This is a genomic window from Nocardia sp. NPDC055165 (assembly GCF_053606985.1).
The window spans coordinates 55,726-81,674 of record NZ_JBSGSS010000011.1 but is presented as its reverse complement, the minus strand read 5'-3'; the positions used below and the strand labels follow the sequence as shown (position 1 = coordinate 81,674).

Sequence of the window (25,949 nt, the reverse complement as noted above, 5' to 3'; positions counted from 1 at the left end):
GTTTCGTCGCGACGAGTCCAGCACCATCGACGAGTCCGTCGACCCGTCGGTGTCCGACTCCGAACAGGCCGCCGCCACGGCGTCGACCACTCCCGGTAAGGGCAGGCCGACGCCGAAAAGGCGTGAGGCAGAGGGCAAGCGGCGCGGTCCGATCGCGCCCGCCCCGCTGACCGCCAAGGAAGCCCGCGCGCGCCGCAAGGCTGTCAAGGGCACCAAACAGGACCGCAAGGCCGCCGCCGCCGACCGTCGCGCCGCCGTGCAGGACCGCCGCGCCCGCATGCTCGCCGGCGAGGACAAGTATCTGCTGCCCCGCGATCAGGGCCCGGTCCGCGCGTATGTGCGCGACCTGGTGGACGCCCGCCGTAACCTCGTCGGCCTGTTCATGCCGATGGCGCTGGTGCTGATCCTGTCGATGTTCGTCGCCCCCGGCCTGCAGACCATCGTCACCCTGGCCATGCTGGTGATGATGGTCTTCATGATCATCGAGGGCTTCGTCCTGGGCAAGATCGTGAGCAACCGGGTGATCGAACGGTTCCCCGACACCACCGACACCGGCTTCAAGCTCGGCTGGTACGCCTTCGTCCGCGCCTCGCAGATCCGCAAGATGCGCGCTCCGAAGCCGCGGGTCGGCCCCGGCGACGCCGTCTGAGTTCGACCGGACTTGCGAATGCCGTCTCATCCCTGCGGATGGGGCGGCATTCGTCTTTTCAGTGATGGCTCGGGCGAATGTAGTCGGCGTAGCCCGCGATGGCTTTGAGCTCGGTGTCCATGCGCTGAGCGTCGCGGTCGACGATCCCGGTGGAGCCGGCGGTGCCGCGACCGATCAGTACGGCGAGTCCGATAACGGCGGTGAGGACGATCAGAAAAGTAAGCATGGCAGTAATTTTGCGCTCGATGATTTTCAGCCGAAAGTGGCTGTTCTGTCATTGTGCGTAAAGATTCAGCCAGCTACGATGAGGCATGCTCTCGAAGGTTGCCGTGGTGCTCAGCGACCGGCTCGCGATGTTCGAATTCGGTGTCGTCTGTGAGGTTTTCGGCCTCGACCGCACGGCCGACGGCCTGCCCGGCTTCGACTTCCGGGTCTGCGGCGCCGACCCGGGCACGCCACTGCGTTCCACCACCCCCGGCATCGCCGTCACCCCGGAATTCGGCCTCGACCAACTCGCGAAGGCCGACTTGGTCGCCATCCCGGCCTCCCCGATCGACCAGTACGACGACCGGGTACTCGAGGCGGTGCGCGGGGCGGCCGACGCGGGCGCGACCGTCCTCACCGTCTGCTCGGGCGCCTTCCTGGCCGGCGCGGCCGGCCTGCTCGACGGCCGCAAGTGCACCACCCACTGGCGGTATGTCGACAGACTCGCCGCGATGTTCCCCGAGGCGACCGTCGACCCCGACGTCCTGTTCGTCGACGAAGGCAACCTGATCACCAGCGCGGGCACCGCCGCGGGTATCGACGCCTGCCTGCACCTGGTCCGCCGCGAGATCGGTACCGCCGCCGCCAACGGCATCGCGCGGCGCATGGTCGTGCCGCCGCAGCGCGACGGCGGCCAGCGCCAGTTCATCGAGCAGCCGGTCCCCGAGTGCAGTTCGATCGGCCTGTCCACCACCCTGGCCTGGCTCACCGAGAACCTCGCCCACCCACACACCGTCGACGAGCTCGCGGCCCGCTCCAGCATGTCCACCCGCACCTTCGCCCGCCGCTTCGCCGCCGAAACCGGCACCACCCCGGTCAAATGGCTCACCACTCAGCGCGTCCTGTTCGCCAAGCACCTGCTCGAAACCACCGACATGGCCCTGGAACGGATCGCCGACGAGTCCGGCTTCGGCTCCGGCGCCCTGTTGCGCCACCACTTCCAGCGCCAGGTCGGCATCGCCCCCACCGAATACCGCCGCCGCTTCGGCGCGGCAGGCTGAACAACCGTCCGTTATTGTGCGTGGAATACCGATCCGGACGCTTTTCCGCAAAAAGGCGACTAACTCCACAGTGCACGAATGAAATGAGTCGGCTACGCTGATACTGACCGGTGAAATCCCGACCGCCCGTAGCAGTGTGGTCGTCAGCGCGGCATTTCGATGCCCAGGACGGTAGGGTATTCGAGCCATGCGTAGCAGCGAACTCAAGGAAACCGACGCCGAGCTCGCCCCGAATTTCCCCGAGCCTCGCCTCATCGCCGTGGAACGGTCATGGCGCATTCTTATCGCGGCGGGTTCGGATGCTGTCGGATCGCTCGACAGCGAACTCCCCCGATATGGCCACCAGGTTGCCACCGTCGATACCGGAAGAATGGCACTGAAGCTGTTCGGCCGTGCCGATCTGGTGCTGCTCGATCCCGATCTCCCCGATTTCGACGGATTCGAGGTATGCCGTTCCATCCGTGCGCGCCATACGGTTCCGATCATCGTTGTCACCGATCGCGATTCCGAATTGGACTGCGTACTCGGCCTGCGCTCCGGCGCCGACGACTATGTCACCCGACCGTTCGGCATCAGGGAACTGGTCGCCCGCATCGACTCGCTCATGCGGCGGGTCAGCCCACAGACCGAGAACGGCGCGTCCCCCTCCGGATGCGGCGCACTGCGCGTCGACGAGTGGGCCCGCGAGGCCACCCTGCGCGGACGCCCGCTCGCACTCACCAGAAAAGAGTTCGACCTGCTGCTGATGCTGTCACGCCGCCCGGGAATCGTGGTGGCGCGCAAGCAGATCCTGGGCGAGATCTGGGACGGTTCCTGGTCGCAACACACGGTGGACACGCACGTCAGCAGCCTGCGGGCGAAGCTGGGCGCCAGCAATTGGATCGTCGCCGTTCGCGGAATCGGCTTCAAGCTGATGCCGCGCGACTGAGGGGCAACGACGAAGCCGCCGACTCCGAGGAGTCGGCGGCTTCGCTGTCTCAGCTACCGACCGCGACCACGTTCAGGTTCTCGTCGAACGCGAATCCGGGCGGCGCCTCGCCGGTGCGCAGCACCTTGATGAACTTCATCCGAGCGATCCGCCACCCCGCGGCGGTGCGCGCGACATCAGCGTCGAGGTAGCCCCAGACCAGCAGCGGCGCCTCGCCCGGCACCACGTGCTTGTGGGTCGCGGTGAGATTGAGCCGCACCGCGGCGGTGTCGCCGTCGATATCGGCATGACAATCGGTGGTGGTGTGATGGGTCGGACCGAACAGGTTGACCACATAGGTCATATGCGCGGCGATTCCCTCGATACCGCGATAATCCTCGGGCGGCAATTCGAGAAGTACATCGTCGGTGAAAATGGCTTGCGCCCACGCGTCGTCCATCGATTTGCGATCTTCGAAAAAGAAGAAGGTATCGAAGAGTGCCGCGATCTCACGATGGTCGCGCAATTCACGGACTTCCGCGCGAAGCGATTCGAGCTCAGCACGGAGAATGGTCTCGTTCATCATTTATCCCTGAGATTCCTCGCTACCGATGGTAGCGGTTCGATTTTCCGATTTCGACTTGTCGAAACGGCCGGTGATGCGGAAGCCGTCGCGAATATTGAGTGACATGAGCACGATATTTGTAGCACCGGCGACGAGTTCGAGCGCTTGCACGCCGTAGAACAACGGCCCGAACTCGTCGCGGCCCGCGAGGACGGAAAGGGTGATCGCCGAGGGGATCAGCACGAGCAACCCGTTACCCGCGATGAACGGCATCCGGCGCTTCTTCGCGAGGATCGGGGGCATCGTGGAGTCCCCGGCCAGCCGGAAGCCGGTGCCGCCGGTGGCGGCGAGGGCGAGCACCAGGATCGGCAACGCCCACGGGATGGTCTGCTTCACCGCGATGATCGCGTCCTTGGAACCGCTGAGCTCACTCACCACAGTCGAGGTCCAGAAGGTGAGAACGGTGAGCAATCCGATCGTGCCCGCGACGGGATGGATGCGGGAGAGCATGGTTTACCTCTCTTCGATGGTCATGTGGACCGATCGGCCTCGAGGTTGCCGATCGCCTGTCGAACCATGCGGATGAAGTCGTCACCGCGGACCTCGGGGAACCCCGCGGTCGCGATGTCGTTCACCTCCCCGGCCGCGGCGATCAGCGCGGTGCGCAGTCGTCGGGACCGGTCGGTGAGGTAGATCAGCGCTCGCCGGCCGTCCTGCGGGTCGGCGGTGCGCTGGATGAGGCCGTCGCGCTCCATCCGCTTGAGCGTGTGGGCCATCGTCGACTGGTCGATCCGGACCTTCTCGCAGAGTTGCAGCTGCGAGATCCCCTCCTCCTCGTACAGCGCGAGCAGTTGTGCGAACTGCCCGGGCACCACACCGTGCCCGGCGATTCGGTCGCGCAGTGCCTGTTCCATGAGCCGCGCCAGATGGTTGATCACGTACCCCAGGGAGTTGCTCCGATCCATCGGTAGCGTCTCGAGCGGTTCCATACCCACCTTCCATCGTCGTTGATCTGCGGCTCCCCTCAGATTACATGGCAAGCCATGTAATTGCGACCGGTAGCGGACACCCGGTCGACGCAGAGCCGGCGCGTGATGCTAGGGCCGACGCACACCGTCGGCAACCGGGCGGAGCGAAACCTGAACCAGCCCGGATGAATTGGACGAACTCCACAGGCTGGGGCGCCCGGCGCGCGCAGCTCCTGAAGATTTCCGGAGGTTCCGTTCACCATATGGTGATCTCCGTTACGCACGATTAGTGAAGCGTCCCAACGACTTTCAGGAGGCATCGTGCGAAAAGTGCTGATCGCCAACCGCGGTGAGATCGCCGTCAGAATCGCACGAGCCTGCCGTGACGCGGGCATCACCGCGGTGGCGGTGTACGCCGATCCCGACCGCGACGCACTGCATGTGCGCACCGCCGACGAAGCCTACGCACTGGGCGGCGACACGGCGCAGTCCAGTTATCTCGATGTCGAGGCGGTACTCGCCGCAGCGCGAGCCGCGGGTGCCGACGCGGTCCATCCCGGCTACGGCTTCCTGTCGGAGAACGCGGATTTCGCCGCCGCGGTCCTGGCGGCGGGACTGATCTGGATCGGCCCGCCGCCCTCGGTGATCCGCGATCTCGGCGACAAGGTCACCGCCCGCACGATCGCGGTCGCGGCGGGCGCGCCGATCGTGGCGGGTACCCCGGGCCCGGTATCGGATCCGGACGAGGTCGTGGCGTTCGCCCGGGCCCACGGCTTGCCGGTCGCCATCAAGGCGGCATACGGCGGCGGCGGTCGCGGGCTCAAGGTGGCGCGCACCCTCGCCGAGATTCCGGAGTGCTTCGCCTCGGCGGTCCGCGAGGCGACGGCCGCGTTCGGTCGAGGCGAATGCTTCGTGGAACGCTATCTGGATTCCCCGCGGCACGTGGAGACGCAGTGCCTCGCCGACACGGCAGGCACCGTGGTCGTGGTCTCGACCAGGGATTGTTCGCTGCAGCGCCGTCATCAGAAGCTCGTGGAGGAGGCGCCGGCGCCGTTCCTCACGCCCGCGCAGCACAGCGCGCTGGTCGAATCCTCCAAGGCCATCCTGCGTGCCGCGGGCTACGTGGGTGCGGGCACCTGTGAGTTCCTGATCGGCGCCGACGGCACGCTGTCCTTTCTCGAGGTCAACACCCGGCTCCAGGTGGAACACCCGGTCTCGGAGGAGGTCACGGGCATCGACCTGGTCCGCGAGCAACTGCGCATCGCCGCGGGCGGACTCCTCGACTATCCCGATCCCCCGACGCGTGGGCACTCGATCGAGTTCCGCGTCAATTGCGAGGACGCCGGGCGCAACTTCGCGCCGATGCCCGGCACGATCACCGGCTACCGGACCCCGAGCGGTCCGGGCGTGCGGGTCGACTCCGGGGTCGAGGCGGGCACCGAGATCGGCGCGAACTGGGATTCACTGCTGGCCAAGCTCATCGTCACCGGCGAGAACCGGACCCAGGCACTGCAACGGGCGGCGCGCGCGCTCAGCGAGTTCGCGATCGACGGCATCGCGACCGTGCTGCCGCTGCACCGCGCGGTGGTCGCCGACCCCGCCTTCACCGACGCGCCGTTCCGCGTACACACCCGCTGGATCGAGACCGAGTTCGACAACACCATCGAGCCCTACCCCGATACCGCCGCACCGCCCGGTGCCACGGCGCCGCGCGAGACCGTGGTGCTCGAAGTGCGCGGTAAACGAGTGGAGGTGACCCTGCCCGCGCGCGGCACCAAACCGGCCTCCCGACCCTCGCCTCGCCCCCTGCGCGTGAGCGCCGCCGCTACCCCCAGCGGCGACTCACTGACCGCCCCGATGGCCGGAACTCTGGTGAAACTCGCTGCCGCCGAAGGTGATTCGGTGGCATCCGGGCAGCTCATCGCGGTGATCGAGGCGATGAAGATGGAACAACCGGTCACCGCCCACAAGGCGGGCATCGTCGTCGGCCTGATCACCGACATCGGCACCAGTATCGGCAGCGGCGCCGTGCTGTGCCGGATCCAGAACTGAACCGCAGAGGAGCCGACACCGGATGCATACGACAGTCACGGTCGCCAGGACGACCACTATCGCGGCCCGCGCACGCGTGGCGGGCAGGTTCGCCGAGCACGATGCCACGGCGGCCCCGACGGACGCGAAAATCGTTCGCCGCCAACTGTTCCACTACCACGACGATCTGCTCATCCACATCGTCGACAGCGACACACCGCTGCCCGGCGAGCCCGAGGGCCCCGACCTCGGCGCCGATATCGCGCCCTTTGACACCACCGTGCTCGCCGAGCGCTACTACCACTGGCTGCCCGGCCCGGTGGACCCCGCCATGTTCAGCACCCTCGTCGTCAATCGCCTTGTCCCCGAACGCCGCCCGCAGGTCGCGCAGCTGTTCGCCGATTTCGACACCACCGACGTCCCCCACCGGATGGGCACCCGGCGCAGGCAGCTCTTCGCCCTCGGCGGCGTCTATTTCCACCTGCAGGACTTCGAGACCCCCGACGGCGGTGCGGTGATCGCCCAGGCGTGGAAGCAAGCCGACCCGCGCTTCATCCAGATCTGCGACGACCTCGACCCCTTGATCGACAAGTACGACTCGTCGACCTGGCGCAAGCCGGCCGACGCGGTCGCACACCGCTTCTACCACTGGGAGGCACAGTGAACACCCGGCGCGTCGTCATCACCGGAATGGAGGTGATCGCCCCCGGCGGAGTCGGCACCAAGCAGTTCTGGGAACTGCTCACCGCCGGCCGCACCGCCACCCGGCGGATCAGCTTCTTCGATCCCGAGCAGTTCCGGTCCAAGGTCGCGGCCGAGGTCGACTTCGACCCCGAACTGCACGGCCTCACTCCCCACGAGATCCAGCGACTCGACCGCGCGGCGCAGTTCGCCGTCGTCGGCGCGCGCAGCGCGGTGGCCGACAGCGGGCTCGAGTTCGACACCATCGACCCGTACTCGATCGGGGTGGCACTGGGCAGCGCGGTCGGCGCGACGATGCGCCTGGAGCAGGACTACCGCGTGATCAGCAATGGCGGACGCCTGGAACTGGTCGACCAGAAGTACGCCGACCAGCACCTCTACCACCATCTGTCGCCCGGCTCGTTCGCCGCCGAGGTGGCCTTCGCGGTCGGCGCGCAAGGGCCGGCGACCGTAGTGTCCTCGGGCTGCACGTCCGGTCTCGACTCGGTCGGGTACGCCGCCCAGCTCATCGCCGAGGGCTCGGTGGACATCATGGTCACCGGCGCCTCGGACGCGCCGATCTCGCCGATCACGATGGCCTGCTTCGACGCGATCAAGGCGACCACCCCGCGCCACGACTCCCCCGAAACCGCCTCCCGGCCGTTCGATGCCTCCCGCACCGGCTTCGTCCTGGGTGAGGGCGCGGCCCTGTTCGTCCTCGAGGAACTGTCGGCGGCCCGGCGGCGCGGTGCGCACATCTACGCCGAGATCGCCGGCTACGCCACCCGCGCGAACGCCTATCACATGACCGGGTTGCGCCCCGACGGCGTCGAGATGGCCGAGGCCATCCGGGTGGCGCTGCACGAGGCCCGGCTGCCCGGCGACTCGATCGACTACATCAACGCGCACGGCTCGGGCACCAAGCAGAACGACCGTCACGAAACCGCCGCGTTCAAGCGCAGTTTGGGTTCACACGCCTATGACACCCCGGTGAGCTCGATCAAGTCGATGGTCGGGCATTCGCTCGGCGCGATCGGCTCGATCGAGATCGCGGCCTCGGTCCTGGCGATCGGCGCCGACGTGGTGCCGCCGACGGCGAACCTGCACACCGCCGACCCCGAATGCGACCTCGACTACGTGCCGCTCACCGCCCGTGAGCACCGCACCGACACCGTACTCACGGTGGGCAGCGGCTTCGGCGGCTTCCAGAGCGCGATGGTCCTCACCACGGCGAAGGGAGTCGCGGCATGACCGCGGTACTCGACGACACCCGCGCGGTGGTCACCGGCATCGGCATCACCGCGCCGAACGGCCTCGGTACTCAGCCCTATTGGGATGCGGTGCGCGGGGGCCGCAGTGGCATTGGCCGACTCACCCGCTTCGATCCGGCGGGCTACCCAGCCACGCTGGCCGGTGAGATCGACAACTTCGATCCCCAGCAATACCTGCCCAATCGCCTTCTGCCTCAGACAGATCAGGTGACCCGCCTCGCTCTCGTCGCGGCCGAATGGGCACTGGCCGATGCCGGCATCGACACCGGCGAGCTCGACGACTTCGACATGGGCGTGCTCACCGCCTCGTCCTCGGGCGGTTTCGAGTTCGCGCAGAAGGAGCTCGGGAATCTCTGGAGCCGGGGTAGCCGTTTCGTCAGCGCCTATCAGTCCTTCGCCTGGTTCTACGCGGTCAACAGCGGCCAGATCTCCATTCGTCACGGTATGAAAGGGCCCAGCGGTGTCCTGGTCAGCGACCAGGCAGGCGGCCTCGACGCGATCGCCCATGCGCGCAGGCAGATTCGCCGAGGCACCGCGCTGATGGTGTCGGGCGCGATGGACGCCACGCTGTGCCCGTGGGGCTGGGCGGCACTGTGGACGAGCGGCCGGTTGCACGCGGGCGCCGATCCCGATGCCGCCTACCTGCCGTTCGACGCGCGGGCCGCGGGCCATGTCCCGGGTGAGGGCGGCGCGATCCTGATCCTCGAGTCGGCGGCGGCGGCCACCGCCCGGGGAGCGCGCAGCTACGGCGAGATCGCCGGATACGCCGCGACGTTCGATCCCGCGCCCGGAACCGGTCGCGAACCGGCCCTGCGCGCGGCGATCGAACGGGCGCTCGCCGATGCCGGACTCGCGCCGAGCGATATCGACGTGGTGTTCGCCGACGCCGCGGGTCTGCCCGAGCACGATCAGATCGAGTCCGACGCCATCACCGCGGTCTTCGGTCACCGCGGCGTCCCCGTCACCGCTCCGAAAACCATGACGGGACGGCTGTATTCGGGAGCGGGCCCCCTCGATGTCGCCACCGCGCTGCTCGCCATGTCGACCGGCGAGATCCCACCGACGATCAACGTCACCCCGAACGCCGACTCGCCACTGGACCTGGTGGTCGGTGGGGTGCGGCACGCGACGGTGCGTGCCGCACTCGTCCTGGCACGCGGCTACGGCGGATTCAACTCCGCCATGGTCGTGTCCGCACCCGAAGGAAGGGAAATCTCATGACATTCACCCTCGACGACCTGACCCGGATCCTCCTCGAAGGCTCCGGCGAACCCGAGAACGTCGACCTGGAGTCCGACATCCTCGACCTCACCTTCGACGATCTCGGCTACGACTCCCTCGCGATGCTCGAGACCGCCAGCCGCGTCGAACGCGAATTCGGGGTGACCCTCGACGACTCGACCGTGATCGAAGCGACCACACCGCGCACCTTTCTCGACGCGGTGAACGCCCTTCTCCCCGTTCGCACCCCCTAGAAGGAGTCATCATGTCGAAAATGCACGCAGTGGTCACCGGTGCCACCAGCGGTATCGGGCTGGCCGTGGCCCGGCTGCTCGCCGGCAACGGGCACACCGTCTACCTCGGCGCGCGCACCGCGGAGAACGTCGCCACCACCGTCAAGGAGTTCACCGAAGCCGGCCTCGAGGTGGACGGCAGCGCCGTCGACGTGCGTTCGGGTGAGTCGGTGCACGAGTTCATCGAAGCCGCCACCGCCCGGTTCGGCCCGGTGGACGTGCTGGTCAACAACGCGGGTATCAGCGGCGGCGGCGTCACCGCGGACCTGGTGGACGAGATCTGGGACAACGTCATCGACACCAACCTCAACAGCGTCTTCCGGATGACGCGCGAGGTGCTCAACACCGGCGGGATGCGCCACCGCAGCCGCGGCCGGATCATCAACATCGCCTCGACCGCGGGCAAGCAGGGCGTGGTCCTCGGCGCACCGTACTCGGCGTCCAAGCACGGTGTCGTCGGGTTCACCAAGGCGCTCGGCAACGAGCTCGCGCCGACCGGCATCACCGTCAACGCCGTCTGCCCCGGCTATGTGGAAACGCCGATGGCGCAGCAGGTTCGGCGCAACTACGCGAGCCTGCAGCAGAGCACCGAGGACGCGGTGATGGCGAAGTTCACCGCCAAGATCCCGCTCGGCCGCTACTGCACTCCGGAGGAAGTGGCGGGCCTGGTCGGCTATCTCGCCTCCGACACCGCCGCGTCCATCACCGCCCAGGCGATGAATGTCTGTGGCGGACTCGGGAATTACTGAAAGGGGATCGACCATGTCCGCATCCGTATCCGTCACCACCACCGGCCATGCCGAGCATTCGATCGAGATCACCGCGCCCGCGGCGACCGTCTACCGGCTGCTCGCGGAGGTGGAGAACTGGCCACAGTTGTTCCCGCCCACCATCTTCGCCGACTACCTCGACAACGACGACCGCGAGCAGCGCATCCGGATCTGGGCCACCGCGGGCGAGAGCGTCAAGCATTGGGTGTCGCGCCGGGTACTCGATCCGGAGCAACGCCGCATCGAGTTCCGCCAGGAGGTCAGCAGCGCTCCGATCGCCGCGATGGGCGGCACCTGGATCATCGAGGCGCTCTCGGTGAACCGGAGCAACGTACGCCTGCTACACGACTACCAGGCCACCGAGGAAGACCAGCTGAGCTGGATCGACCAGGTGGTCGACCGCAATTCGACCACCGAGCTCGCCGCGCTGAAGCGCAATATCGAACTCGGCGACGCGGGCACCGACGCGACGTTCTCCTTCGAGGACACCGTCGAGGTGGCGGGCACGGCCGCCGATGTGTTCGGGTTCATCAGCCAAGCGCAGCTGTGGCCGGAGCGGCTGCCGCATGTGGCGGGGGTCGAGCTCATCGAACCGGGTCCCGGCATCCAGTCACTGGCGATGGACACGGTGGCGATGGACGGTTCCCAGCACCGCACCATGTCGTATCGCATCGTGTTCCCGGACACCATGATCGCCTACAAGCAGCTGACCATGCCCGCGCTGATGACGCTGCACACCGGGTACTGGACCGTGCGGCCGTCCGAGGGCGGGGTGGCGGTGTCGTCGCAGCACAGCGTGGTGATCAACACCGACAACATCACCACGGTCCTCGGTCCCGACGCCGATGTGGCGACCGCGAGGGAGTACGTGCAGCGGGCGCTGAGCACCAACAGCATGGCCACCCTGGCCCATGCCAAGAAGTTCGCCGAGGAACGGTCATGAGCTCCGCGGAGGCGAGCGCGGCGCTCCTGTCCCCGGGCGTGCACCGGATCACCCTGGACGCGGCGGGAATTCCGATGTCCGGCCTGCTCAGTACGCCCGCCTTGGCCCTGCCTCGTGCCACCATCGTCGCCCTGCACGGGGCAGGGATGTCCGCCGCGTACTTCCACGGCCGCGCCCACCCGGACGTGTCGCTGCTCAGCACCGCCACCCGGCTGGGCTACGCGGTGCTGGCACTGGACCGTCCGGGCTACGGTGCCTCGGTCGACGCCCTGCCGGACGGTCAGTCGCTGACCGACCAGGCCGAGACCGTGCGTGCCGCGCTCGCCGACTTCACCGCCGACAACGAGGTCGGCGCCGGGATGTTCCTGCTCGGGCACTCCTTCGGCGGCAAGCTCGCCCTCACCATGGCGACCGAGAGCGAGTTCTGCGGCGTCGACGTCTCGGGCTGCGGGCACCTCTACAGCGAGGACACCGAAACCAAGATGTGGCAACGCAATTGGGGCGATCTCCAGTTGTATCCGCCCGGCACCTTCGCCCGGTCGGGCGCGGCGGTGGACTCGACGCCGATCCTGGAACTGGTCGACGCCGCCGCCTGGCCGCAGACCTTCGCCGAACTGGCCGATCGCATCCGGATTCCGGTGCGGTTCAGCTTCGCCGAGCAGGAGAAGTGGTGGCGCACCGACGATGCCGCGCTCGCCGACCTGTCCGCCCTGCTCGCCTCGGCGCCCCGCCGCGGCTTGACCCGCGTCCCGCAGGCGGGCCACAACATCAGCCTGGGCTGGGCGGCCAGGGCCTATCACACGAGTGCGCTGGCCTTTTTCGAAACCTGCCTGCTCGACCCCATCGCGGCCTGAGCGAGAGGACACCGCTGTGACCGAGGAATACACGCTGCCGTTCACCTCCGACGGTGACCTCGACCGGATCGACGAACTGCGCCTGCGTAAGGAACTGGCTGAGCTCGGCCCCGATCCGGCCGCGACCGAGCGCCAGCACGCCAAGGGCAAACTGACCGCCCGCGAACGGATCTCGCTGCTGCTCGATCCGGACTCGTTCACCGAACTCGAACCGTTGCGCAGGCATCGGGCCACCGGGTTCGGCCTCGAGCACAGCAGGCCCTACACCGACGGCGTGGTGGCCGGCTGGGGCACCGTCGACGGACGCACCACCTTCGTCTACGCCCACGACTTCCGGATCTTCGGCGGTGCGCTGGGCGAGGCGCACGCCGAGAAGATCCACAAGGTCATGGATTTGGCGATCACCGCGGGGGCGCCGCTGGTGTCGCTGAACGACGGTGCGGGCGCCCGGATCCAGGAGGGTGTCGCCGCCTTGGCCGGCTACGGGGGCATCTTCCGGCGCAATACCGCAGCCTCGGGGGTGATTCCCCAGATCAGCGTCATGCTGGGGCCCTGTGCGGGCGGGGCCGCCTACTCCCCCGCCCTGACCGATTTCGTCCTGATGGTGCGCGGCACCTCGCAGATGTTCATCACCGGGCCCGAGGTGGTCACCGCCGTCACGGGCGAATCGGTGACCCTCGACGGATTGGGCGGCGCCGACATCCACGCCGAGCGCTCCGGTGTCGCGCACTTCGTCCACGACGACGAGGCGACCTGCCTCGCCGATGTGCGCTACCTGCTCTCCTTTCTGCCACAGAACAACCGGGAACTGCCGCCGGTGGTGCCCACCGACGACCCGGTCGATCGGCCATGCCCCGCGCTCGGCGATCTCGTCCCCGACACCGGGACCACGCCCTACGACATCCGCGCGGTGATCGCCGAAATCGTCGACGACGGCGCGTATCTGGAGATCCAGGAACGCTGGGCCGCCAATATCGTCATCGCGCTGGCCCGGATGAACGGTCAGACAGTCGGTTTCGTCGCCAACCAACCACAGTGCCTGGCGGGCACTCTCGATATCAGCGCCAGCGAGAAGGCCGCACGCTTCGTCCAGATGTGCGATGCGATGAACATCCCGCTGGTCACCCTGCTCGATGTGCCGGGGTTCCTGCCCGGGGTCGGCCAGGAACACAGCGGCATCATCCGGCACGGCGCGAAGCTGCTGTACGCCTACTGCAACGCGACCGTGCCGCGGATCTCGATCGTGCTGCGCAAGGCCTACGGCGGCGCCTACATCGTCATGGACTCGCGCAGTGTCGGTGCCGATCTGGCGCTGGCCTGGCCGACCAACGAGATCGCGGTGATGGGCGCACAGGGCGCCGCGAACGTGGTCTTCCGCAAACAGATCGTCGCCGCCGGCGACCCCGACGCGGCCAGGACCGAGCTCGTTGCCCGGTACGCCCGCGAGTTGATGCATCCCTACTACGCCGCCGAGCGCGGCCTGGTCGACGACGTCATCGACCCGGCCGACACCCGTTCGATCCTCATCAGATCACTGAACATGCTGCGCGCCAAGCATTCCGAGCCGCCGGTGCGCAAGCACGGCAACCCACCCCAGTAGGAGGACCACATGTCCGATTCCCCAGCGCTGGTCGATTCCCGAATCGATCCGAGCGAAGAGATGATCGCCGCCGTCGCCGCGGTGTTGCTGACCTATGACGAGCAGGCCGAAGAGCTGTCGCCGCCCCAGGCGGTGTTGCCCTACACCCGGTTTCGCGATCCGCGCGGCTGGCGCTAGCCCATGCCCCGACCCGACGATCTGATCGGCACCTGGCAACTCGCGTCGTTCCACGACACCGATCCCACGGGCACGCCGACGCCCGGCCCACTCGGCGCCGAGCCCGCCGGGTTCCTCACCTACACCGCGTCCGGCCACCTCTCGGTCGCGATGATGCGCACCGCCCCCGGCGAACCCGCGTTCATGGGATACGCGGGCCGCTGGCGCGTCGACGACGGCGTCCTGCGCCATCACATCCTCGTCTGCTCACGCACCGACTGGGTCGGCGAGGAACAAGTCCGCATCGCCGAGCTGACCGACGGTCTGCTCACCATCCGCACCACCCCCGACAACGGCCGCGTCGTGCAGTGGCGCAGGGCCGAAGCAGCACAGGAGAAGCATGCGATTCGAAGGTAAGACCGCTCTGATCACCGGATCGAGCGAGGGCATCGGCTACGCGATCGCGGCGGCGCTGGTCGCCGAGGGCGCGAAGGTGGTACTCACCGGGCGCCGCGAGAAGGAACTGGCCGAGGCGGCGGACACCCTGGGCGCGGCCTGGATCAGCGGCGACATCGCCGATCCGGACACCGCGCACCACGCCGTCGACCACGCGGTCGAGCAGTTCGGCGGCCTCGACCTCCTGGTGTGCAATGCCGGAATCCTCATTCCCGGTGCGATTTTCGCCCAGCCGATGGCGGAAGTGAACCGGATCATCGACGTCAACCTGCGCGGCACCATCGCCACCGTCGCCGCGGCGGTGCCCGCGCTGGCCAAGCAGACCGGTTCCTCGATCGCGGTCATCTCCTCCGCCATCGGCCGCAAGCCGGGACCGGGCACCGGCATCTACGGCGCTACCAAGGCAGCCCTGCAATACCTGGTGCCGACGTGGGCAAGCGAACTCGGCCCCAGGGGAATTCGAGTCAACGGCGTCTGTGCCGGCATCACCGAGACCCCGGGCTTCCGCGCGGGCGCCGAGGCGATCGCGGGACTGGAGGAAGGCGTCGTCGCCACGAACGTGATCAAACGCATCGCCACCGCCGACGAGGTCGCGGCGCCGGTACTGACCCTGCTCGATTCCGCGGGCGCCGGTTTCGTCACCGGCTCGATCTGGGACATCGACGGCGGCTACGGACTCGGAGCACACCATGGCTGACCATGACGTGATCGTCGTCGGGGCGGGGCACAACGGCCTCACCGCCGCCGCCTACCTCGCCAAGGCGGGCCTGGATGTCGTCGTCCTGGAGGCCAAGTCGGAGATCGGCGGTGGCGTCGTCAGCGAGGCGGTGACCCTGCCCGGTCACCAGCACGACCTGCACGCCGCCGCACACATCTTCATCCACGGCAATCCGATGATCCTCGACGACGAACTGGGCCTGCTCGCCGAGCACGGGCTGAGCTATGTCTATCCCGACCCCAGCATGTCGGTGGTGTTCCCCGACGACGACTTCATCGCCTTCTATCACGACGTGCACAAGACGGCCGAGACGATCGCGCGGATCTCCCCCGTCGACGCCGAGAACTACCTGCGTTTCTACGAGTTCGCGAGCCCGCTGCTCGACCAGCTGCTGCCCGCGATGTTCCGCCCGCCGGCCCCGCTCGGCGCGCTGTTCGCGCAGCTGGAACAGTCCGAGATCGGTCAGGAGACGATGCGGGTGCTCATGATGAGCTACCTCGACGTCTGCCACGAATGGTTCGTGCACCCGAAAGTCAAAGCGGCCCTGTGCCGTTGGGTGTCGGAGCTGCTGATCTCGCCGGACGAGGGCGGCACCGGCGCCTTCCTGCTGCTGATGGTGCCGTTCATCCATCGCTACGGCATGGGTTTCGCGGTGGGCGGCTCGCAGTCACTGTCCGACGCGCTCGCCGCCGCGCTGCGCGGCTACGGCGGCACCATCCACACCGGCGCGAAGGTCGAGCGGTTCCGGTTCGACGGCGACCGGGTCACCGGGGTGCGCTGCGCCGACGGCACCGAGTTCAGCGCGCGTCGCGCTGTCCTGGCCGACCTCAATATCAAGCAGCTGCCCGCGATGGTGGAGCACCGGTTCGGCGCCGAGTGGGAGCGCAAGGTCGATCGGATCAAGTCCGCCGGTTTCCGCCTGGTCGCCGGGCATCTCGTCCTGAGCGAGGCGCCCGAGTTCCGTGCCGGGCCGGAGGTCACCGAAGCCGGTTTCCAGGAGGTCGCCCTCGATCTGCCCGACCTGCTGCGTACCTTCGACCAGCTCAAATACGGCGAACCGGTGCACACCATCCCGACGGTCTCGACCGCCACCCGCTGGGACCCCAGCAGGGCTCCCATCCCGCATCACACGCTCTACCTGCTCGGTTACGCCCCGATGGAGCTGGCCGAGGGCGATTGGGACAGCCGCAAGGAGGAGATCTTCGATCAGGTCTTCGCCACCTTCGCGCAGATGACCACGAATATCGGCCCCGATCAGGTGCTGTCGCGGGTGGTGCACAGCCCGTTGGACATGGAGCGCTACAACGACGCCTGGGTGGACGGCGATCCCGGCCACTTCGGCTGCCAGCTGTTCCAGTTCATGGGTATGCGACCGCTGCCGAACATGGGCTACCGGCTGCCCGCCGAGGGCTTCTATCTCGTCGGGCCGTCCACTCATCCCGGTCAGGGTGTCACCGGTGGCGCGAGAGCCGCCGCGCTGGCGGTCCTCGCCGACCTGGGGATGGGCGCCTGATGAACATCGAACCCGGCCCCGCCGAAGTCCAGGAAGCGATCACCGAGCTCCTGCGCACCGAGGAGCTCGCCGCATTGGCCACCATCGACGAGCAGGGCGCGCCGTCGACCTCGGCCATGCACATCGCCGCCGACGGTCTCGTCGCCTACATGCACACCTTCCAATTCAATCGCAAACACGGTCAGATGCAACAGAATCCGAATGTCAGCTACGTGGTGAGCCATATTCCACCCGGCGGTTTCGCGGGTCGCCACGCCATTCATTCGGTGCAGATCCAGGGTCGCGCCACGCTGGTCACCGATCCCGCCGAGATCCAGCGTGCCGTCACCCTGAGCTTCGAGCAGTTCCCGTGGCTCGCCGATATCTCGCTCTACGACAATGTCAAACTCCCCGACGAAGGCCAACAGGTGTTCTATCGCATCGAACCGACCCGCGGACTGTGGGCCGATCACCGGGTCCGCCAGCTCTGGCGGGTGTTCCTGGAATTCAGCTACGACGGCCGCACCGTCACCGGTTGCCGCCCTTACCATTCGGCGCGCCGAACCGGGTGAGTTCAGGCTGTGAGGTCGCACAGTCTGCTTGACTCGGCCTATCGGAAACTGATCAGCTGGCTGATGTGTTCAACGTTGGGTGGGGAAGATCTCGTCGGCTGAGCCGAGCTCTCACGATCGTCGCGACGGCCGTGGTCGTGTCGTTCATCGGCACCTCCGCGGCCGTTGCCGCGCCGCCGGTGATACGTACGCCCGCAGGCGGTTTCGCGGATTTGATCGTGCCGTCGAGCATGGGCCCGATCAAGGTCCAGGTGCAATGGGCGGCGCGCGGCGGCAGCTCGGCGCTGTACCTGCTCGACGGTCTGCGCGCCCCCGACGACCACAGCCAATGGACCACCGACACCGATGCCCTGCGCCAATTCGCCGGCGACAACGTTACTTTGGTGTTCCCGGTCGGCGGCCACTCCAGCTTCTACACCGACTGGTACCGGCCCAGCAGCACCAACGGCCAGAAGACGACCTACCGGTGGGAAACGTTCCTCACCCGTGAACTACCCGATTTCCTTGCCAGATATGGGGTCTCGCGTACCAACAACGCCATCGTCGGCGCGTCCATGGGCGGCAACGCCGCACTCACCCTCGCCGCCCACCATCGTGATCAGTTCCGCTTCGCCGGTTCGTTCTCCGGCTTCGTCAACCCGACCTACCCGATGTGGAACCAGGCCATGCGCGTCGCCATGCTCGACGAGGGCAATTTCAATGTCGACGACATGTGGGGCCCGGCCGGCGACCCCGCGTGGGCCCGCAACGACGCCACCGCCCAGGTCGAGCGGCTGCGCGGCCTGCCCCTCTATGTGACCACCGGCAACGGCATCCCCGGCGCCGCCGATGTCCCCTACGGCCTCGGCAACACCCTCAACGCGATGAGCCTCGAGGCGATGACGGTGGTCGCCGCGGGCATCTTCCGCGACCGGGCCACCGCCCTCGGGGTCTCCGCCCGTGTCGACATCGTCAACGGCACCCACAACTGGCCGTACTGGCAACAGGCCCTCACCACCGCTCGCCCGATGATCTTGGACGCGCTGTCGGCCTGACGCCGAAGCCGCGCCGTGGCCGATTGCTACCGTGCTGACATGTCAGACAGGTCCCCCTCGGCCCGCGTCCTCGTGCTCGGCGGCGCCCGCTCCGGAAAATCCGCCTTCGCCGAGGCCGTGCTGACCGACGCACCCTCGGTTCGCTATTTGGCCACCGCCGTGGTCGATCCCGCCGATCACGACTTCGCCGACCGGATCGCCGTCCACCGTGACCGCCGCCCCGAACACTGGACGACCGTCGAGAACACCGAGCCCGCAACGGTTCTCGCCACCGCGGCGCCCGCGACCCTGCTCGACGACATCGGCACCTGGCTCACCGCCCGCCTCGACGCCCGCGACGCCTGGGACGCACCGCGCGGCACCGTCACCCCCGACTGCGACACGCTCGTCGAGGCTGTCGCGGCCTACCGGGAACGGCTGGTGATCGTATCGCCCGAGGTGGGCCTGGGCGTGATCCCCGCGACCCGCTCGGGGCGGCTGTTCCGCGACGAGATCGGCGCGCTGAACCAGCGTCTCGCGCGGGCGTGCGACGAGGCGTACCTCATCGTCGCCGGGCTGCCGCTTCGATTGAAATGAACCGGGTCGGTCGCCGCCGTGCACCGTGATCCGGGCAAGATGAGCGTCGAACACCCGTACCACCTCCGAAAGGCTTGCCAGTGACGCACGGATTCGACCCGGTCGCGGCCCCGGACGCGCAGGTACGCGCGGCGGCTGAGCAGCGCCAGACGCAGCTCACCAAACCGGCCGGATCACTGGGACGGCTCGAGGAACTCGGCAACTGGGTCGCCGCGTGCCAGGGCGTATGCCCACCCCAGCAGTTCGAACGCGCCAGGGTCGTGCTGTTCGCGGGCGACCACGGCGTGGCGAAGCACGGTGTCTCGGCGTATCCGAGCGAGGTCACCGCGCAGATGGTGGCCAATTTCCTGGCGGGCGGCGCGGCCGTGAACGCGCTGGCCGCCGTGGCGGGCGCGACCGTGCGGGTCGTCGACATCGCCGTCGACGGTGACACCGAACCCTCGGTGGCCCAGCACAAGGTGCGTCGCTCGAGCGGCTCCATCGATCGCGAGGACGCGCTCACCGACGCCGAGGTCACCGCCGCACTGGCCGCGGGTCGCGCGATCGCCGACGAGGAAATCGACGCGGGCGCCGACCTGCTCATCGCCGGTGACATGGGCATCGGCAACACCACCCCCGCCACCGTCCTCATCGCCGTCCTCACCGGCACCGAACCCGTCGCCGCGGTCGGCCGCGGCACCGGCGTCGACGACCGGGGCTGGATCCGCAAGGTCGCCGCCATCCGCGACGGCATGCGCCGTGCCCGCCCGGTCGCCACCGACCCCGTCGACCTGCTCCGCGTCGCGGCGGGCGCCGACTTCGCCGCCATGACCGGTTTCCTCGCCCAGGCGGCCGTCCGTCGCACGCCCGTGCTGCTCGACGGCGTCGTGGTCACCGCCGCGGCCCTGGTCGCCGAGGACCTCGCCGCGGGCGCGAAAGCCTGGTGGCTGCCGGCCCACCGCTCCACCGAACCGGCTCACGACCTGGCCTTGAAGCACCTGCGCCTGACCCCGCTGATCGACCTCGAGATGCGCCTCGGCGAAGGCTCCGGGGCCCTGACCGCCCTCCCGATCCTGCGGGCCGCGGTCGCCACCCTCGCCGAGATGTCGACCTTCGCCGACGCGGGCGTCAGCACCTCGGCCGAGGAATCGGACACCGTCGACCTGGCCAAGTGAACGCGCTCCGGCTCGCGGTTTCCTGGCTGACCATCGTCCCGATCACCGGCCCGGCCGTGGTCGACCGGCGCACAGCGGGCCACGCGATCTCGCTCGCCCCGCTGATCGGGCTCGCTCTGGGAGCGTTCGCGGCGGGCGCCCTCTGGTTACTGGTCAACGCGGGCCTGACCGCCCTGCTCGCCGGTCTCCTCGTCGTCGGCCTGCTCGCCCTGCTCACCCGGGGCATGCACCTCGACGGCCTGGCCGACACCGTCGACGGGCTCGGCAGCTATGGCCCGCCCCAGCGCGCCCGCGAAATCATGAAGTCCGGCGGTGCGGGCCCGTTCGGCGTGGCCGCGCTCATCTTCGCCGTCGCCGTCCAAGCGGTGGCTTTTGCGACGCTGGCCGATCAGCACCGCTGGCTCGCGCTCGTCCTCGCCGTCACCGTGAGCCGGGTCGCCGTCGTGCCTGCGTGCCGCACCGGCATCCGCGCCGCCCCCGACGCCGGTTTCGGCGCGTTGGTCGCGGGCACGCAGCCGCGCGCCGTCGTGCTGATCTGGACCGCGATCGCCGTCGGCATCGCGGTGTGGGCGGTGCCAGACAACCTCTGGCTCGGCCCCGTTGTCGTGATCGCCGCCCTCGCGGCGACCGTTGTGGTCACCCGGCACTGTGTCCGCCGTTTCGAGGGCCTGTCCGGCGATATTCTCGGCGCAGTAGTGGAGATCACGGTTTCGATTGCCGCAGTGGGCTTCTCGCTGGCGTTATAGCGAAACGCTCAGTTACCGCAAACTCGTACTGGTCACAAGTCCAGGATATCGGCGATTGTGTGCTCCCACAGACCGTCCGGTCAACGGTACTCGGGTGCATCGCCAGCACACCGGTGGCAATACAGTGGAGCGCATGTCATCCGAGCGCCTCTACTTCCGCCAGCTGCTGTCCGGCCGGGATTACGCCGTCGGCGATCCGATCGCCACGCAGATGCGCAATTTCGCGTATCTGATCGGCGACCGGGAGACCGGCGAGACCCTCCTGGTCGACCCCGCCTACCAAGCGGCCGACCTGGTCGACGTCGCGGAGGCCGACGGCATGCGCGTATCCGGCGTGCTCGCCACCCACCATCATCCCGACCACGTCGGCGGCACCATGCTCGGTTTCACCCTCGGCGGCGTGGCCGAACTGCTCGAGAAGACCAGCGTCCCGGTCCATGTCAACAAGCTCGAACTGGACTGGGTCGCCCAGACCACCGGCATCGCCCCCAGCGAACTGACCGGCCACGACCACGGCGACAAGGTGAAGGTCGGCGCCTTCGAGATCGAGTTACTCCACACGCCCGGTCACACCCCGGGCAGCCAGTGCTTCCTGTTCGACGGCCGCCTCATCTCCGGCGACACCCTGTTCATCGACGGCTGCGGCCGCACCGACTTCCCCGGCGGCGACACCGACGAGATGTTCCGCAGCCTGCGCCAACTCGCCGCTCTCGAAGGCAACCCCGTCGTCTACCCCGGCCACTGGTACTCCGAAGCCCCCAGCGCCGCGCTGTCCTCCGTCCGCGAGTCCAACTACGTCCTGCGTCCGAAGTCCCTCGGCGAGTGGCAGGCGTTGATGCCGGGCTGAACGAACAGCAGAAGAGCGGGCCCCTACGCCAGGGACCCGCTCTCGAATGCTGTTGTGACGCTTACAGAGTCCGCATCCACCCGTGGGTGTCGGCGAAGGTTCCGCGCTGGATTCCGGTCAACGTGTCGCGCAGCGCCATCGTCACCTCACCGGGTTCACCACCGCCGATGGCGAACTCACCCTCACCGGACTTCACCCAGCCGACCGGCGTGATCACCGCCGCCGTTCCGCAGGCGAACACCTCACTGATCTCCCCGGATTCGGCGCCCTTGCGCCATTCCTCCACCGAGATCTTGCGCTCCTCCACCGGGTAGCCGGAGTCGGCGGCCAGGGTGAGCAGCGAGTCGCGGGTGATACCGGGCAGCAGCGAACCCGACAGCTCGGGGGTCACCAGCCGCGCCTCCGAGCCGGTGCCGAACACGAAGAACAGGTTGTTGGTGCCCATCTCCTCGACATAGCGACGCTCGCAGGCGTCCAGCCAGACCACCTGGTCACAGCCCTCGTCGGTGGCCTGCGCCTGCGCGAGCAGCGACGAGGCGTAGTTGCCCGCCACCTTCGCCTCACCGGTGCCGCCGGGAGCCGCGCGCACGTACTCGGTCGACAGCCACACCCGCACCGGCTTCACACCGCGCGGGAAGTAGGCCCCGGCAGGCGAGGCCAGCAGCAGGTACTTGTAGGCCGACGCGGGCTTCACGCCCAGGCCCGCCTCGGTGGAGAACATGAACGGCCGCAGGTACAGCGAGTCCTCGCCACCGGCCGCGGGCACCCAGTCGGCGTCGACGTCGAGGAGCTGGCGCACGGACTCGATGAACAGTTCCTCGGGCAGTTCCGCCATCGCCATGCGCGCGGCCGAGCGGCGGAACCGCGCGGCGTTGGCATCGATGCGGAAGGTCGCGATCTCGCCGCCGGGCTGGCGGTAGGCCTTGAGCCCTTCGAAGATCGCCTGGCCGTAGTGGAACACCATGGTCGCCGGGTCCATCGAGAGCGGGCCGTACGGTTCGACGCGCGCGTTGCCCCACCGGCCGTCGGCGTAGTCGATCGACACCATGTGATCGGTGAAGAATCGTCCGAAACCGGGGGCCGCCAGTACCTCGTCCCGCCGCTGCGCCGGGGTGGGCGCGGGATGCGGGATACGGGTGAACTGTGCGGCGACTGTCATGGTGGGAATCCTATCCGGGCCGATTCGGTGCTGTCTCGCCCCCACTACCGGGGAGTTACTTGGTCTTGGTGTCGACGAAGGGCGGCTTGACGACCGCGGCGCGCAGCTTGCGTCCGCGCACGTCGACCTCCACCTCGTCGCCGGGTTCGAGCTTCGCGTCGGTGTCGAGCAGCGCCAGCGCGATGCCGACCTTGAGCGACGGTGAGAACGTCCCCGAGGTGGTCTCGCCGACCGGCTCGCCGTCGCGGAGCACGGTCTGGCCCTGGCGCAGCACGCCGCGATCCAGTGCCTTCAGTCCCATCAGCGTACGGCGCGGGCCGTCGGCCTTCTCCTGCTCGAGCGCGGCCTTGCCCCAGAATTCCGGCTTCTTCCAGCCCACGGCCCAGCCGGTGCGGGCCTGGTTCGGGGTGATGTCGAGGGACAGTTCGTGTCCGTGCAGTGGGTAGCCCATCTCGGTGCGCAGGGTGTCGCGCGCGCCGAGTCCGGCCGCCTGGCCGCCCTCGGCCTCGACCTGCGCGATCAGCGCACGGAACAGCGGCTCCGCGTCGGCCCACGTCGGCAGCAGCTCGTAGCCGTGCTCGCCGGTGTAGCCGGTCCGGCACACGCGCACGGGGCGGCCCTGCCACTCGGCGTCGGCGTAGGCCATGTACTCCATCTCGGTGGGCAGTCCGAGTGCGGTGAGCACCTCGGTGGCCTTGGGCCCCTGCACCGCGAACACCGCGTAGTCGCGATGCTGGTCGGTGACGGTGATGCCCTCGGGAGCGACCTTGCGCAACTCGGCCACCACCGCCGCGGTGTTGGCCGCGTTCGGCACCAGGAACACCTCGTCGTCGCTGACGTAGTAGGCGATCAGGTCGTCGATCACGCCGCCGTCCTCGGCACAGCACAGGGTGTACTGCGCCTTGCCCGGCTGGATCCGGCCCAGGTCGTTGGTCAGCGCCGAGTTCACGAAAGCCGCAGCTCCCCGACCCGCGACCGTCGCCTTACCGAGGTGGCTCACGTCGAAGAGCCCGACCGTGGTGCGCACCGCCGTGTGCTCGCCGACCGTGCCCGCGTACTGCACGGGCATCTCCCACCCACCGAACGGCGCGAAGGTGGCGCCGAGTTCGACATGAACAGCGTGAATGGGGCCCTCGAGCAGCGCGGTGTCGGTCATGGGCAGAGTTTATCGGGCGGCGCGCCTACCGCTTCCTGCCCCCGTAATTGCGGGGATCCGACCGGTTTCGCGCGTCGCCCGCCGGTGCGAGGATCGCGGGCATGAACCTCCGTCGGAGCGGCGTCTCCGGCTCGACCGGACCGATCGACCTCGGCTGCCTCAGCCAGGCGAACAGCGCGTCCCGCCACCGAGGGGTGCACGGGTGACGCTGTCCGCGTCGAAAGATCGTGACGCCCAACGGCGGTAGTGTTCTGGGTGTGAGTGAGTTGCCCCGAGCACGCTTCGGCCATGTCGCCCGGATGGACGACACGATGAGCCGGGCGGTGTCCCGTATTCCGGAATCGTCGGTCGATCGCGGCATGCTGCGGTTGACCCGGTCTGCCAACACCGGCGGTCTATGGCTGGCCGTGGCGGCGGCGCTCGCGGTGAAGCCGGGTCCCCCGCGACGGGCGGCGTTGCGCGGCGTCATCGCACTGGGTGGCAGCAGCTTCGTCGTCAACCTCGTGCTCAAGACGCTGATCCCGCGGCGGCGGCCGCCGGCCGAACTGATGCCGCTGGGCCGCAGGCTGGTCGCCGCGCCGGTGTCGTCGTCCTTCCCGTCCGGCCACAGCGCCAATGCCGCCGCCTTCGCCACGGCCGTCGCCCTGGAGAGCCCGCGCGCCGCGCTCGCCGTCGCGCCGGTGGCCGCCGCCGTCGCCTACTCGCGCATCCACACCGGCGCGCACTGGCCGTCCGACGTGCTGGTCGGCGCCGGCGTCGGCACCGCTGTCGCTCTCACCACCCGCCGCTGGTGGCCGATTCGCGAATCCGACGAGGCCGACGCGCACGTCGTGCACGACGCGCCGATCCTCGCCGACGGCAAAGGTCTGCTGCTGCTGGTGAATCCCCGCTCCGGCGACTCCTCCTACGACCCCACGGCGGACATCGCCGAAGCCCTGCCCGCCGCGACCCTGGTACGCACCGAACCCGGCCGTGACGCCGTCGAGGTGTTGCAGGAAGCGGTCGACACCGCTCTCGCGACCGACAGCGACACCGCGGATCGCGCGGCGAGCGACCGCACCTCGGTCCTCGCGGTCGGCGCCGCGGGCGGAGACGGAACCATCGCCGCGGCGGCAGCCGTCGCGGTCCGCAACAACCTGCCCCTGGTCGTCATCCCCGCCGGCACCCTGAACCACTTCGCCCGCGACCTCGGCGTCTACGACCTGCGCGAGGTGGCCGATGCCACCGGCACCGGCGAAGCCGTCGAAGTCGACATCGCCGCAGTCGAACTCGACACCACCGACGGCCCCTACACCCACCATTGGATCAACACCGCGAGCATCGGCGCCTACCCCGAGCTGGTCCGCCTGCGCGAGAAGTGGGAAGACCGCTGGGGCAAGTGGCCCGCCTTCGCCGCCGCCCTCGTCGTCACGCTGCGCCGCGCGGAACCGATCCACATCCGGCTCGACGACCGCTGGCACGACATGTGGTTCCTGTTCATCGGCAACGGCCCCTACCACCCGCACGGCGCTGTGCCCGCTTTCCGCTCCCGCCTGGACGAGGGCCTGCTCGACGTCCGCTGGCTCCGCGCCGATGTGCGGTTCTCCCGTACCCGCGCCGTCATCGCCCTGATGCTCGCCGCCATCGGGCACAGCCGCGTCTACGGCGAACGTCAGATGCACGAACTCACCGTCACCTCGAGAACCCCCGTCGCCGTCGCCGCGGATGGCGAAGTAGTGGGTATCGCAACCACTTTCCGTTTCTCGGTGGCGGGCCGGATCCCGGCCTACCGCCGTAACGAGGACAACCCCCGCTGGGAAAACCGCCCACGACCCCACCACCGCCGCCCCCTGGCCTGGCTCACCGACCGCCGGCGCTGACTTCCT

Annotated in this window: 29 protein-coding genes; 23 read left to right on the top strand and 6 right to left on the bottom strand. The window is 68.6% G+C overall.

Annotated elements, in window-relative coordinates; translation table 11 throughout:
* Positions 1–49 precede the first annotated feature (49 nt).
* Positions 50–649, top strand: coding sequence for a DUF3043 domain-containing protein (locus ACWFRF_RS22855; protein ID WP_378636811.1), 600 nt, complete (start codon positions 50–52; stop codon positions 647–649).
* 58 nt (positions 650–707) lie between these two features.
* On the opposite strand, the gene ACWFRF_RS22850 is transcribed toward ACWFRF_RS22855, so the two are convergent.
* The gene (locus tag ACWFRF_RS22850; protein ID WP_378992528.1) at positions 708–875 is read right to left on the bottom strand and encodes a hypothetical protein; all 168 of its coding nucleotides are present in this window, start codon (positions 873–875) and stop codon (positions 708–710) included.
* A gap of 85 nt (positions 876–960) precedes the next feature.
* Between ACWFRF_RS22850 and ACWFRF_RS22845 the strand changes: the two genes are divergently transcribed.
* Both ACWFRF_RS22845 and ACWFRF_RS22840 read left to right on the top strand, forming a co-directional pair.
* Positions 961–1,914: a helix-turn-helix domain-containing protein gene (locus tag ACWFRF_RS22845; protein ID WP_449970833.1), complete on the top strand. Its 954-nt coding sequence runs from the start codon at positions 961–963 to the stop codon at positions 1,912–1,914.
* A 187-nt stretch (positions 1,915–2,101) separates the two neighbouring features.
* Positions 2,102–2,842, top strand: a complete 741-nt coding sequence (locus ACWFRF_RS22840) for a response regulator transcription factor (RefSeq protein ID WP_452452142.1) — start codon at positions 2,102–2,104, stop codon at positions 2,840–2,842.
* Positions 2,843–2,891: 49 nt separating this feature from the next.
* Here the strand turns inward: ACWFRF_RS22840 and ACWFRF_RS22835 are convergent, their stop codons facing one another.
* From ACWFRF_RS22835 to ACWFRF_RS22825, 3 genes are read right to left on the bottom strand one after another with little or no spacing between them, the layout of a single operon-like run.
* Complete coding sequence (locus tag ACWFRF_RS22835; protein WP_378992522.1) at positions 2,892–3,404, bottom strand: nuclear transport factor 2 family protein; 513 nt, start codon at positions 3,402–3,404, stop codon at positions 2,892–2,894.
* 3 nt (positions 3,405–3,407) lie between these two features.
* On the bottom strand, positions 3,408–3,896 hold the full coding sequence (locus ACWFRF_RS22830) for a hypothetical protein (protein ID WP_452452140.1): 489 nt from the start codon (positions 3,894–3,896) through the stop codon (positions 3,408–3,410).
* Positions 3,897–3,916: 20 nt separating this feature from the next.
* A complete protein-coding gene (locus ACWFRF_RS22825; protein ID WP_378992519.1) occupies positions 3,917–4,375 on the bottom strand; it encodes a MarR family winged helix-turn-helix transcriptional regulator in 459 nt (152 codons plus the stop codon).
* Positions 4,376–4,675: 300 nt separating this feature from the next.
* On the opposite strand from ACWFRF_RS22825, the gene ACWFRF_RS22820 reads away from it, so the two are divergent.
* From ACWFRF_RS22820 to ACWFRF_RS22730, 19 genes are all read left to right on the top strand, one after another.
* On the top strand, positions 4,676–6,406 hold the full coding sequence (locus ACWFRF_RS22820) for an ATP-binding protein (protein ID WP_449970827.1): 1,731 nt from the start codon (positions 4,676–4,678) through the stop codon (positions 6,404–6,406).
* 22 nt (positions 6,407–6,428) lie between these two features.
* Positions 6,429–7,049, top strand: coding sequence for a TcmI family type II polyketide cyclase (locus tag ACWFRF_RS22815; protein WP_378992517.1), 621 nt, complete (start codon positions 6,429–6,431; stop codon positions 7,047–7,049).
* On the top strand, positions 7,046–8,317 hold the full coding sequence (locus ACWFRF_RS22810) for a beta-ketoacyl-[acyl-carrier-protein] synthase family protein (protein ID WP_387447639.1): 1,272 nt from the start codon (positions 7,046–7,048) through the stop codon (positions 8,315–8,317). Before ACWFRF_RS22815 ends, ACWFRF_RS22810 begins: the two co-directional genes overlap by 4 nt.
* Positions 8,314–9,558 (top strand): ketosynthase chain-length factor, encoded by a 1,245-nt coding sequence (locus tag ACWFRF_RS22805; RefSeq protein WP_452452137.1) that lies wholly within the window; start codon positions 8,314–8,316, stop codon positions 9,556–9,558. The genes ACWFRF_RS22810 and ACWFRF_RS22805 overlap by 4 nt, the downstream gene beginning before the upstream one ends.
* Positions 9,555–9,812 carry an acyl carrier protein gene (locus ACWFRF_RS22800; protein ID WP_378992514.1) on the top strand — a complete coding sequence of 86 codons (258 nt, stop codon included), beginning with the start codon at positions 9,555–9,557 and terminating at the stop codon, positions 9,810–9,812. Before ACWFRF_RS22805 ends, ACWFRF_RS22800 begins: the two co-directional genes overlap by 4 nt.
* A gap of 11 nt (positions 9,813–9,823) precedes the next feature.
* Complete coding sequence (gene fabG, locus ACWFRF_RS22795) at positions 9,824–10,600, top strand: 3-oxoacyl-ACP reductase FabG (protein ID WP_378992513.1); 777 nt, start codon at positions 9,824–9,826, stop codon at positions 10,598–10,600.
* Between the two features lie 13 nt (positions 10,601–10,613).
* Positions 10,614–11,564, top strand: coding sequence for an aromatase/cyclase (locus ACWFRF_RS22790; protein WP_452452134.1), 951 nt, complete (start codon positions 10,614–10,616; stop codon positions 11,562–11,564).
* Entirely contained in the window at positions 11,561–12,418 is an 858-nt protein-coding gene (locus ACWFRF_RS22785; protein ID WP_378992511.1) for an alpha/beta hydrolase, read from the top strand. The genes ACWFRF_RS22790 and ACWFRF_RS22785 overlap by 4 nt, the downstream gene beginning before the upstream one ends.
* Before the next feature lie 16 nt (positions 12,419–12,434).
* The gene (locus ACWFRF_RS22780; RefSeq protein WP_452452132.1) at positions 12,435–14,018 is read left to right on the top strand and encodes an acyl-CoA carboxylase subunit beta; all 1,584 of its coding nucleotides are present in this window, start codon (positions 12,435–12,437) and stop codon (positions 14,016–14,018) included.
* A gap of 9 nt (positions 14,019–14,027) precedes the next feature.
* A complete protein-coding gene (locus ACWFRF_RS22775) occupies positions 14,028–14,195 on the top strand; it encodes a hypothetical protein (RefSeq protein WP_379312633.1) in 168 nt (55 codons plus the stop codon).
* A 3-nt stretch (positions 14,196–14,198) separates the two neighbouring features.
* Complete coding sequence (locus ACWFRF_RS22770) at positions 14,199–14,591, top strand: lipocalin-like domain-containing protein (RefSeq protein WP_379312632.1); 393 nt, start codon at positions 14,199–14,201, stop codon at positions 14,589–14,591.
* Positions 14,575–15,327: an SDR family NAD(P)-dependent oxidoreductase gene (locus ACWFRF_RS22765; protein ID WP_379312630.1), complete on the top strand. Its 753-nt coding sequence runs from the start codon at positions 14,575–14,577 to the stop codon at positions 15,325–15,327. The genes ACWFRF_RS22770 and ACWFRF_RS22765 overlap by 17 nt, the downstream gene beginning before the upstream one ends.
* Positions 15,320–16,861 (top strand): phytoene desaturase family protein, encoded by a 1,542-nt coding sequence (locus ACWFRF_RS22760; protein ID WP_379312629.1) that lies wholly within the window; start codon positions 15,320–15,322, stop codon positions 16,859–16,861. The genes ACWFRF_RS22765 and ACWFRF_RS22760 overlap by 8 nt, the downstream gene beginning before the upstream one ends.
* On the top strand, positions 16,861–17,412 hold the full coding sequence (locus tag ACWFRF_RS22755) for a pyridoxamine 5'-phosphate oxidase family protein (RefSeq protein ID WP_452452129.1): 552 nt from the start codon (positions 16,861–16,863) through the stop codon (positions 17,410–17,412). Before ACWFRF_RS22760 ends, ACWFRF_RS22755 begins: the two co-directional genes overlap by 1 nt.
* 65 nt (positions 17,413–17,477) lie before the next feature.
* On the top strand, positions 17,478–18,446 hold the full coding sequence (locus tag ACWFRF_RS22750) for an alpha/beta hydrolase (RefSeq protein ID WP_379312626.1): 969 nt from the start codon (positions 17,478–17,480) through the stop codon (positions 18,444–18,446).
* Between the two features lie 39 nt (positions 18,447–18,485).
* Positions 18,486–19,022, top strand: a complete 537-nt coding sequence (locus tag ACWFRF_RS22745) for a bifunctional adenosylcobinamide kinase/adenosylcobinamide-phosphate guanylyltransferase (RefSeq protein ID WP_452452127.1) — start codon at positions 18,486–18,488, stop codon at positions 19,020–19,022.
* Between the two features lie 80 nt (positions 19,023–19,102).
* Entirely contained in the window at positions 19,103–20,176 is a 1,074-nt protein-coding gene (gene cobT / locus ACWFRF_RS22740) for a nicotinate-nucleotide--dimethylbenzimidazole phosphoribosyltransferase (RefSeq protein ID WP_452452125.1), read from the top strand.
* The gene (locus tag ACWFRF_RS22735; RefSeq protein WP_378992498.1) at positions 20,173–20,922 is read left to right on the top strand and encodes an adenosylcobinamide-GDP ribazoletransferase; all 750 of its coding nucleotides are present in this window, start codon (positions 20,173–20,175) and stop codon (positions 20,920–20,922) included. The genes cobT and ACWFRF_RS22735 overlap by 4 nt, the downstream gene beginning before the upstream one ends.
* A gap of 133 nt (positions 20,923–21,055) precedes the next feature.
* On the top strand, positions 21,056–21,769 hold the full coding sequence (locus ACWFRF_RS22730) for an MBL fold metallo-hydrolase (protein ID WP_452452123.1): 714 nt from the start codon (positions 21,056–21,058) through the stop codon (positions 21,767–21,769).
* Between the two features lie 61 nt (positions 21,770–21,830).
* On the opposite strand, the gene ACWFRF_RS22725 is transcribed toward ACWFRF_RS22730, so the two are convergent.
* Both ACWFRF_RS22725 and gcvT read right to left on the bottom strand, forming a co-directional pair.
* On the bottom strand, positions 21,831–22,928 hold the full coding sequence (locus ACWFRF_RS22725; protein ID WP_378992497.1) for a branched-chain amino acid aminotransferase: 1,098 nt from the start codon (positions 22,926–22,928) through the stop codon (positions 21,831–21,833).
* Positions 22,929–22,983: 55 nt separating this feature from the next.
* Positions 22,984–24,084 carry a glycine cleavage system aminomethyltransferase GcvT gene (gene gcvT / locus ACWFRF_RS22720; protein ID WP_378992496.1) on the bottom strand — a complete coding sequence of 367 codons (1,101 nt, stop codon included), beginning with the start codon at positions 24,082–24,084 and terminating at the stop codon, positions 22,984–22,986.
* 257 nt (positions 24,085–24,341) lie between these two features.
* Here gcvT and ACWFRF_RS22715 point away from each other — a divergent pair, with 257 nt between their 5' ends.
* Positions 24,342–25,943, top strand: coding sequence for a bifunctional phosphatase PAP2/diacylglycerol kinase family protein (locus ACWFRF_RS22715; RefSeq protein ID WP_387447646.1), 1,602 nt, complete (start codon positions 24,342–24,344; stop codon positions 25,941–25,943).
* Positions 25,944–25,949: the final 6 nt, after the last annotated feature.

Bases quoted from the DNA above. Each gene is read 5' to 3' on its own strand.
- ACWFRF_RS22840 (WP_452452142.1), top strand. From the start codon at position 2,102: ATGCGTAGCAGCGAACTCAAGGAAACCGACGCCGAGCTCGCCCCGAAT.
- ACWFRF_RS22790 (WP_452452134.1), top strand. From the start codon at position 10,614: ATGTCCGCATCCGTATCCGTCACCACCACCGGCCATGCCGAGCATTCG.
- ACWFRF_RS22765 (WP_379312630.1), top strand. From the start codon at position 14,575: ATGCGATTCGAAGGTAAGACCGCTCTGATCACCGGATCGAGCGAGGGC.
- ACWFRF_RS22835 (WP_378992522.1), bottom strand. From the start codon at position 3,404: ATGAACGAGACCATTCTCCGTGCTGAGCTCGAATCGCTTCGCGCGGAA.
- ACWFRF_RS22825 (WP_378992519.1), bottom strand. From the start codon at position 4,375: ATGGAACCGCTCGAGACGCTACCGATGGATCGGAGCAACTCCCTGGGG.
- ACWFRF_RS22760 (WP_379312629.1), top strand. From the start codon at position 15,320: ATGGCTGACCATGACGTGATCGTCGTCGGGGCGGGGCACAACGGCCTC.
- ACWFRF_RS22745 (WP_452452127.1), top strand. From the start codon at position 18,486: ATGTCAGACAGGTCCCCCTCGGCCCGCGTCCTCGTGCTCGGCGGCGCC.
- ACWFRF_RS22770 (WP_379312632.1), top strand. From the start codon at position 14,199: ATGCCCCGACCCGACGATCTGATCGGCACCTGGCAACTCGCGTCGTTC.
- ACWFRF_RS22775 (WP_379312633.1), top strand. From the start codon at position 14,028: ATGTCCGATTCCCCAGCGCTGGTCGATTCCCGAATCGATCCGAGCGAA.
- ACWFRF_RS22725 (WP_378992497.1), bottom strand. From the start codon at position 22,928: ATGACAGTCGCCGCACAGTTCACCCGTATCCCGCATCCCGCGCCCACC.
- fabG (WP_378992513.1), top strand. From the start codon at position 9,824: ATGTCGAAAATGCACGCAGTGGTCACCGGTGCCACCAGCGGTATCGGG.
- ACWFRF_RS22850 (WP_378992528.1), bottom strand. From the start codon at position 875: ATGCTTACTTTTCTGATCGTCCTCACCGCCGTTATCGGACTCGCCGTA.
- ACWFRF_RS22785 (WP_378992511.1), top strand. From the start codon at position 11,561: ATGAGCTCCGCGGAGGCGAGCGCGGCGCTCCTGTCCCCGGGCGTGCAC.
- ACWFRF_RS22815 (WP_378992517.1), top strand. From the start codon at position 6,429: ATGCATACGACAGTCACGGTCGCCAGGACGACCACTATCGCGGCCCGC.
- ACWFRF_RS22755 (WP_452452129.1), top strand. From the start codon at position 16,861: ATGAACATCGAACCCGGCCCCGCCGAAGTCCAGGAAGCGATCACCGAG.
- gcvT (WP_378992496.1), bottom strand. From the start codon at position 24,084: ATGACCGACACCGCGCTGCTCGAGGGCCCCATTCACGCTGTTCATGTC.
- ACWFRF_RS22845 (WP_449970833.1), top strand. From the start codon at position 961: ATGCTCTCGAAGGTTGCCGTGGTGCTCAGCGACCGGCTCGCGATGTTC.
- ACWFRF_RS22805 (WP_452452137.1), top strand. From the start codon at position 8,314: ATGACCGCGGTACTCGACGACACCCGCGCGGTGGTCACCGGCATCGGC.
- ACWFRF_RS22800 (WP_378992514.1), top strand. From the start codon at position 9,555: ATGACATTCACCCTCGACGACCTGACCCGGATCCTCCTCGAAGGCTCC.
- ACWFRF_RS22830 (WP_452452140.1), bottom strand. From the start codon at position 3,896: ATGCTCTCCCGCATCCATCCCGTCGCGGGCACGATCGGATTGCTCACC.
- ACWFRF_RS22730 (WP_452452123.1), top strand. From the start codon at position 21,056: ATGTCATCCGAGCGCCTCTACTTCCGCCAGCTGCTGTCCGGCCGGGAT.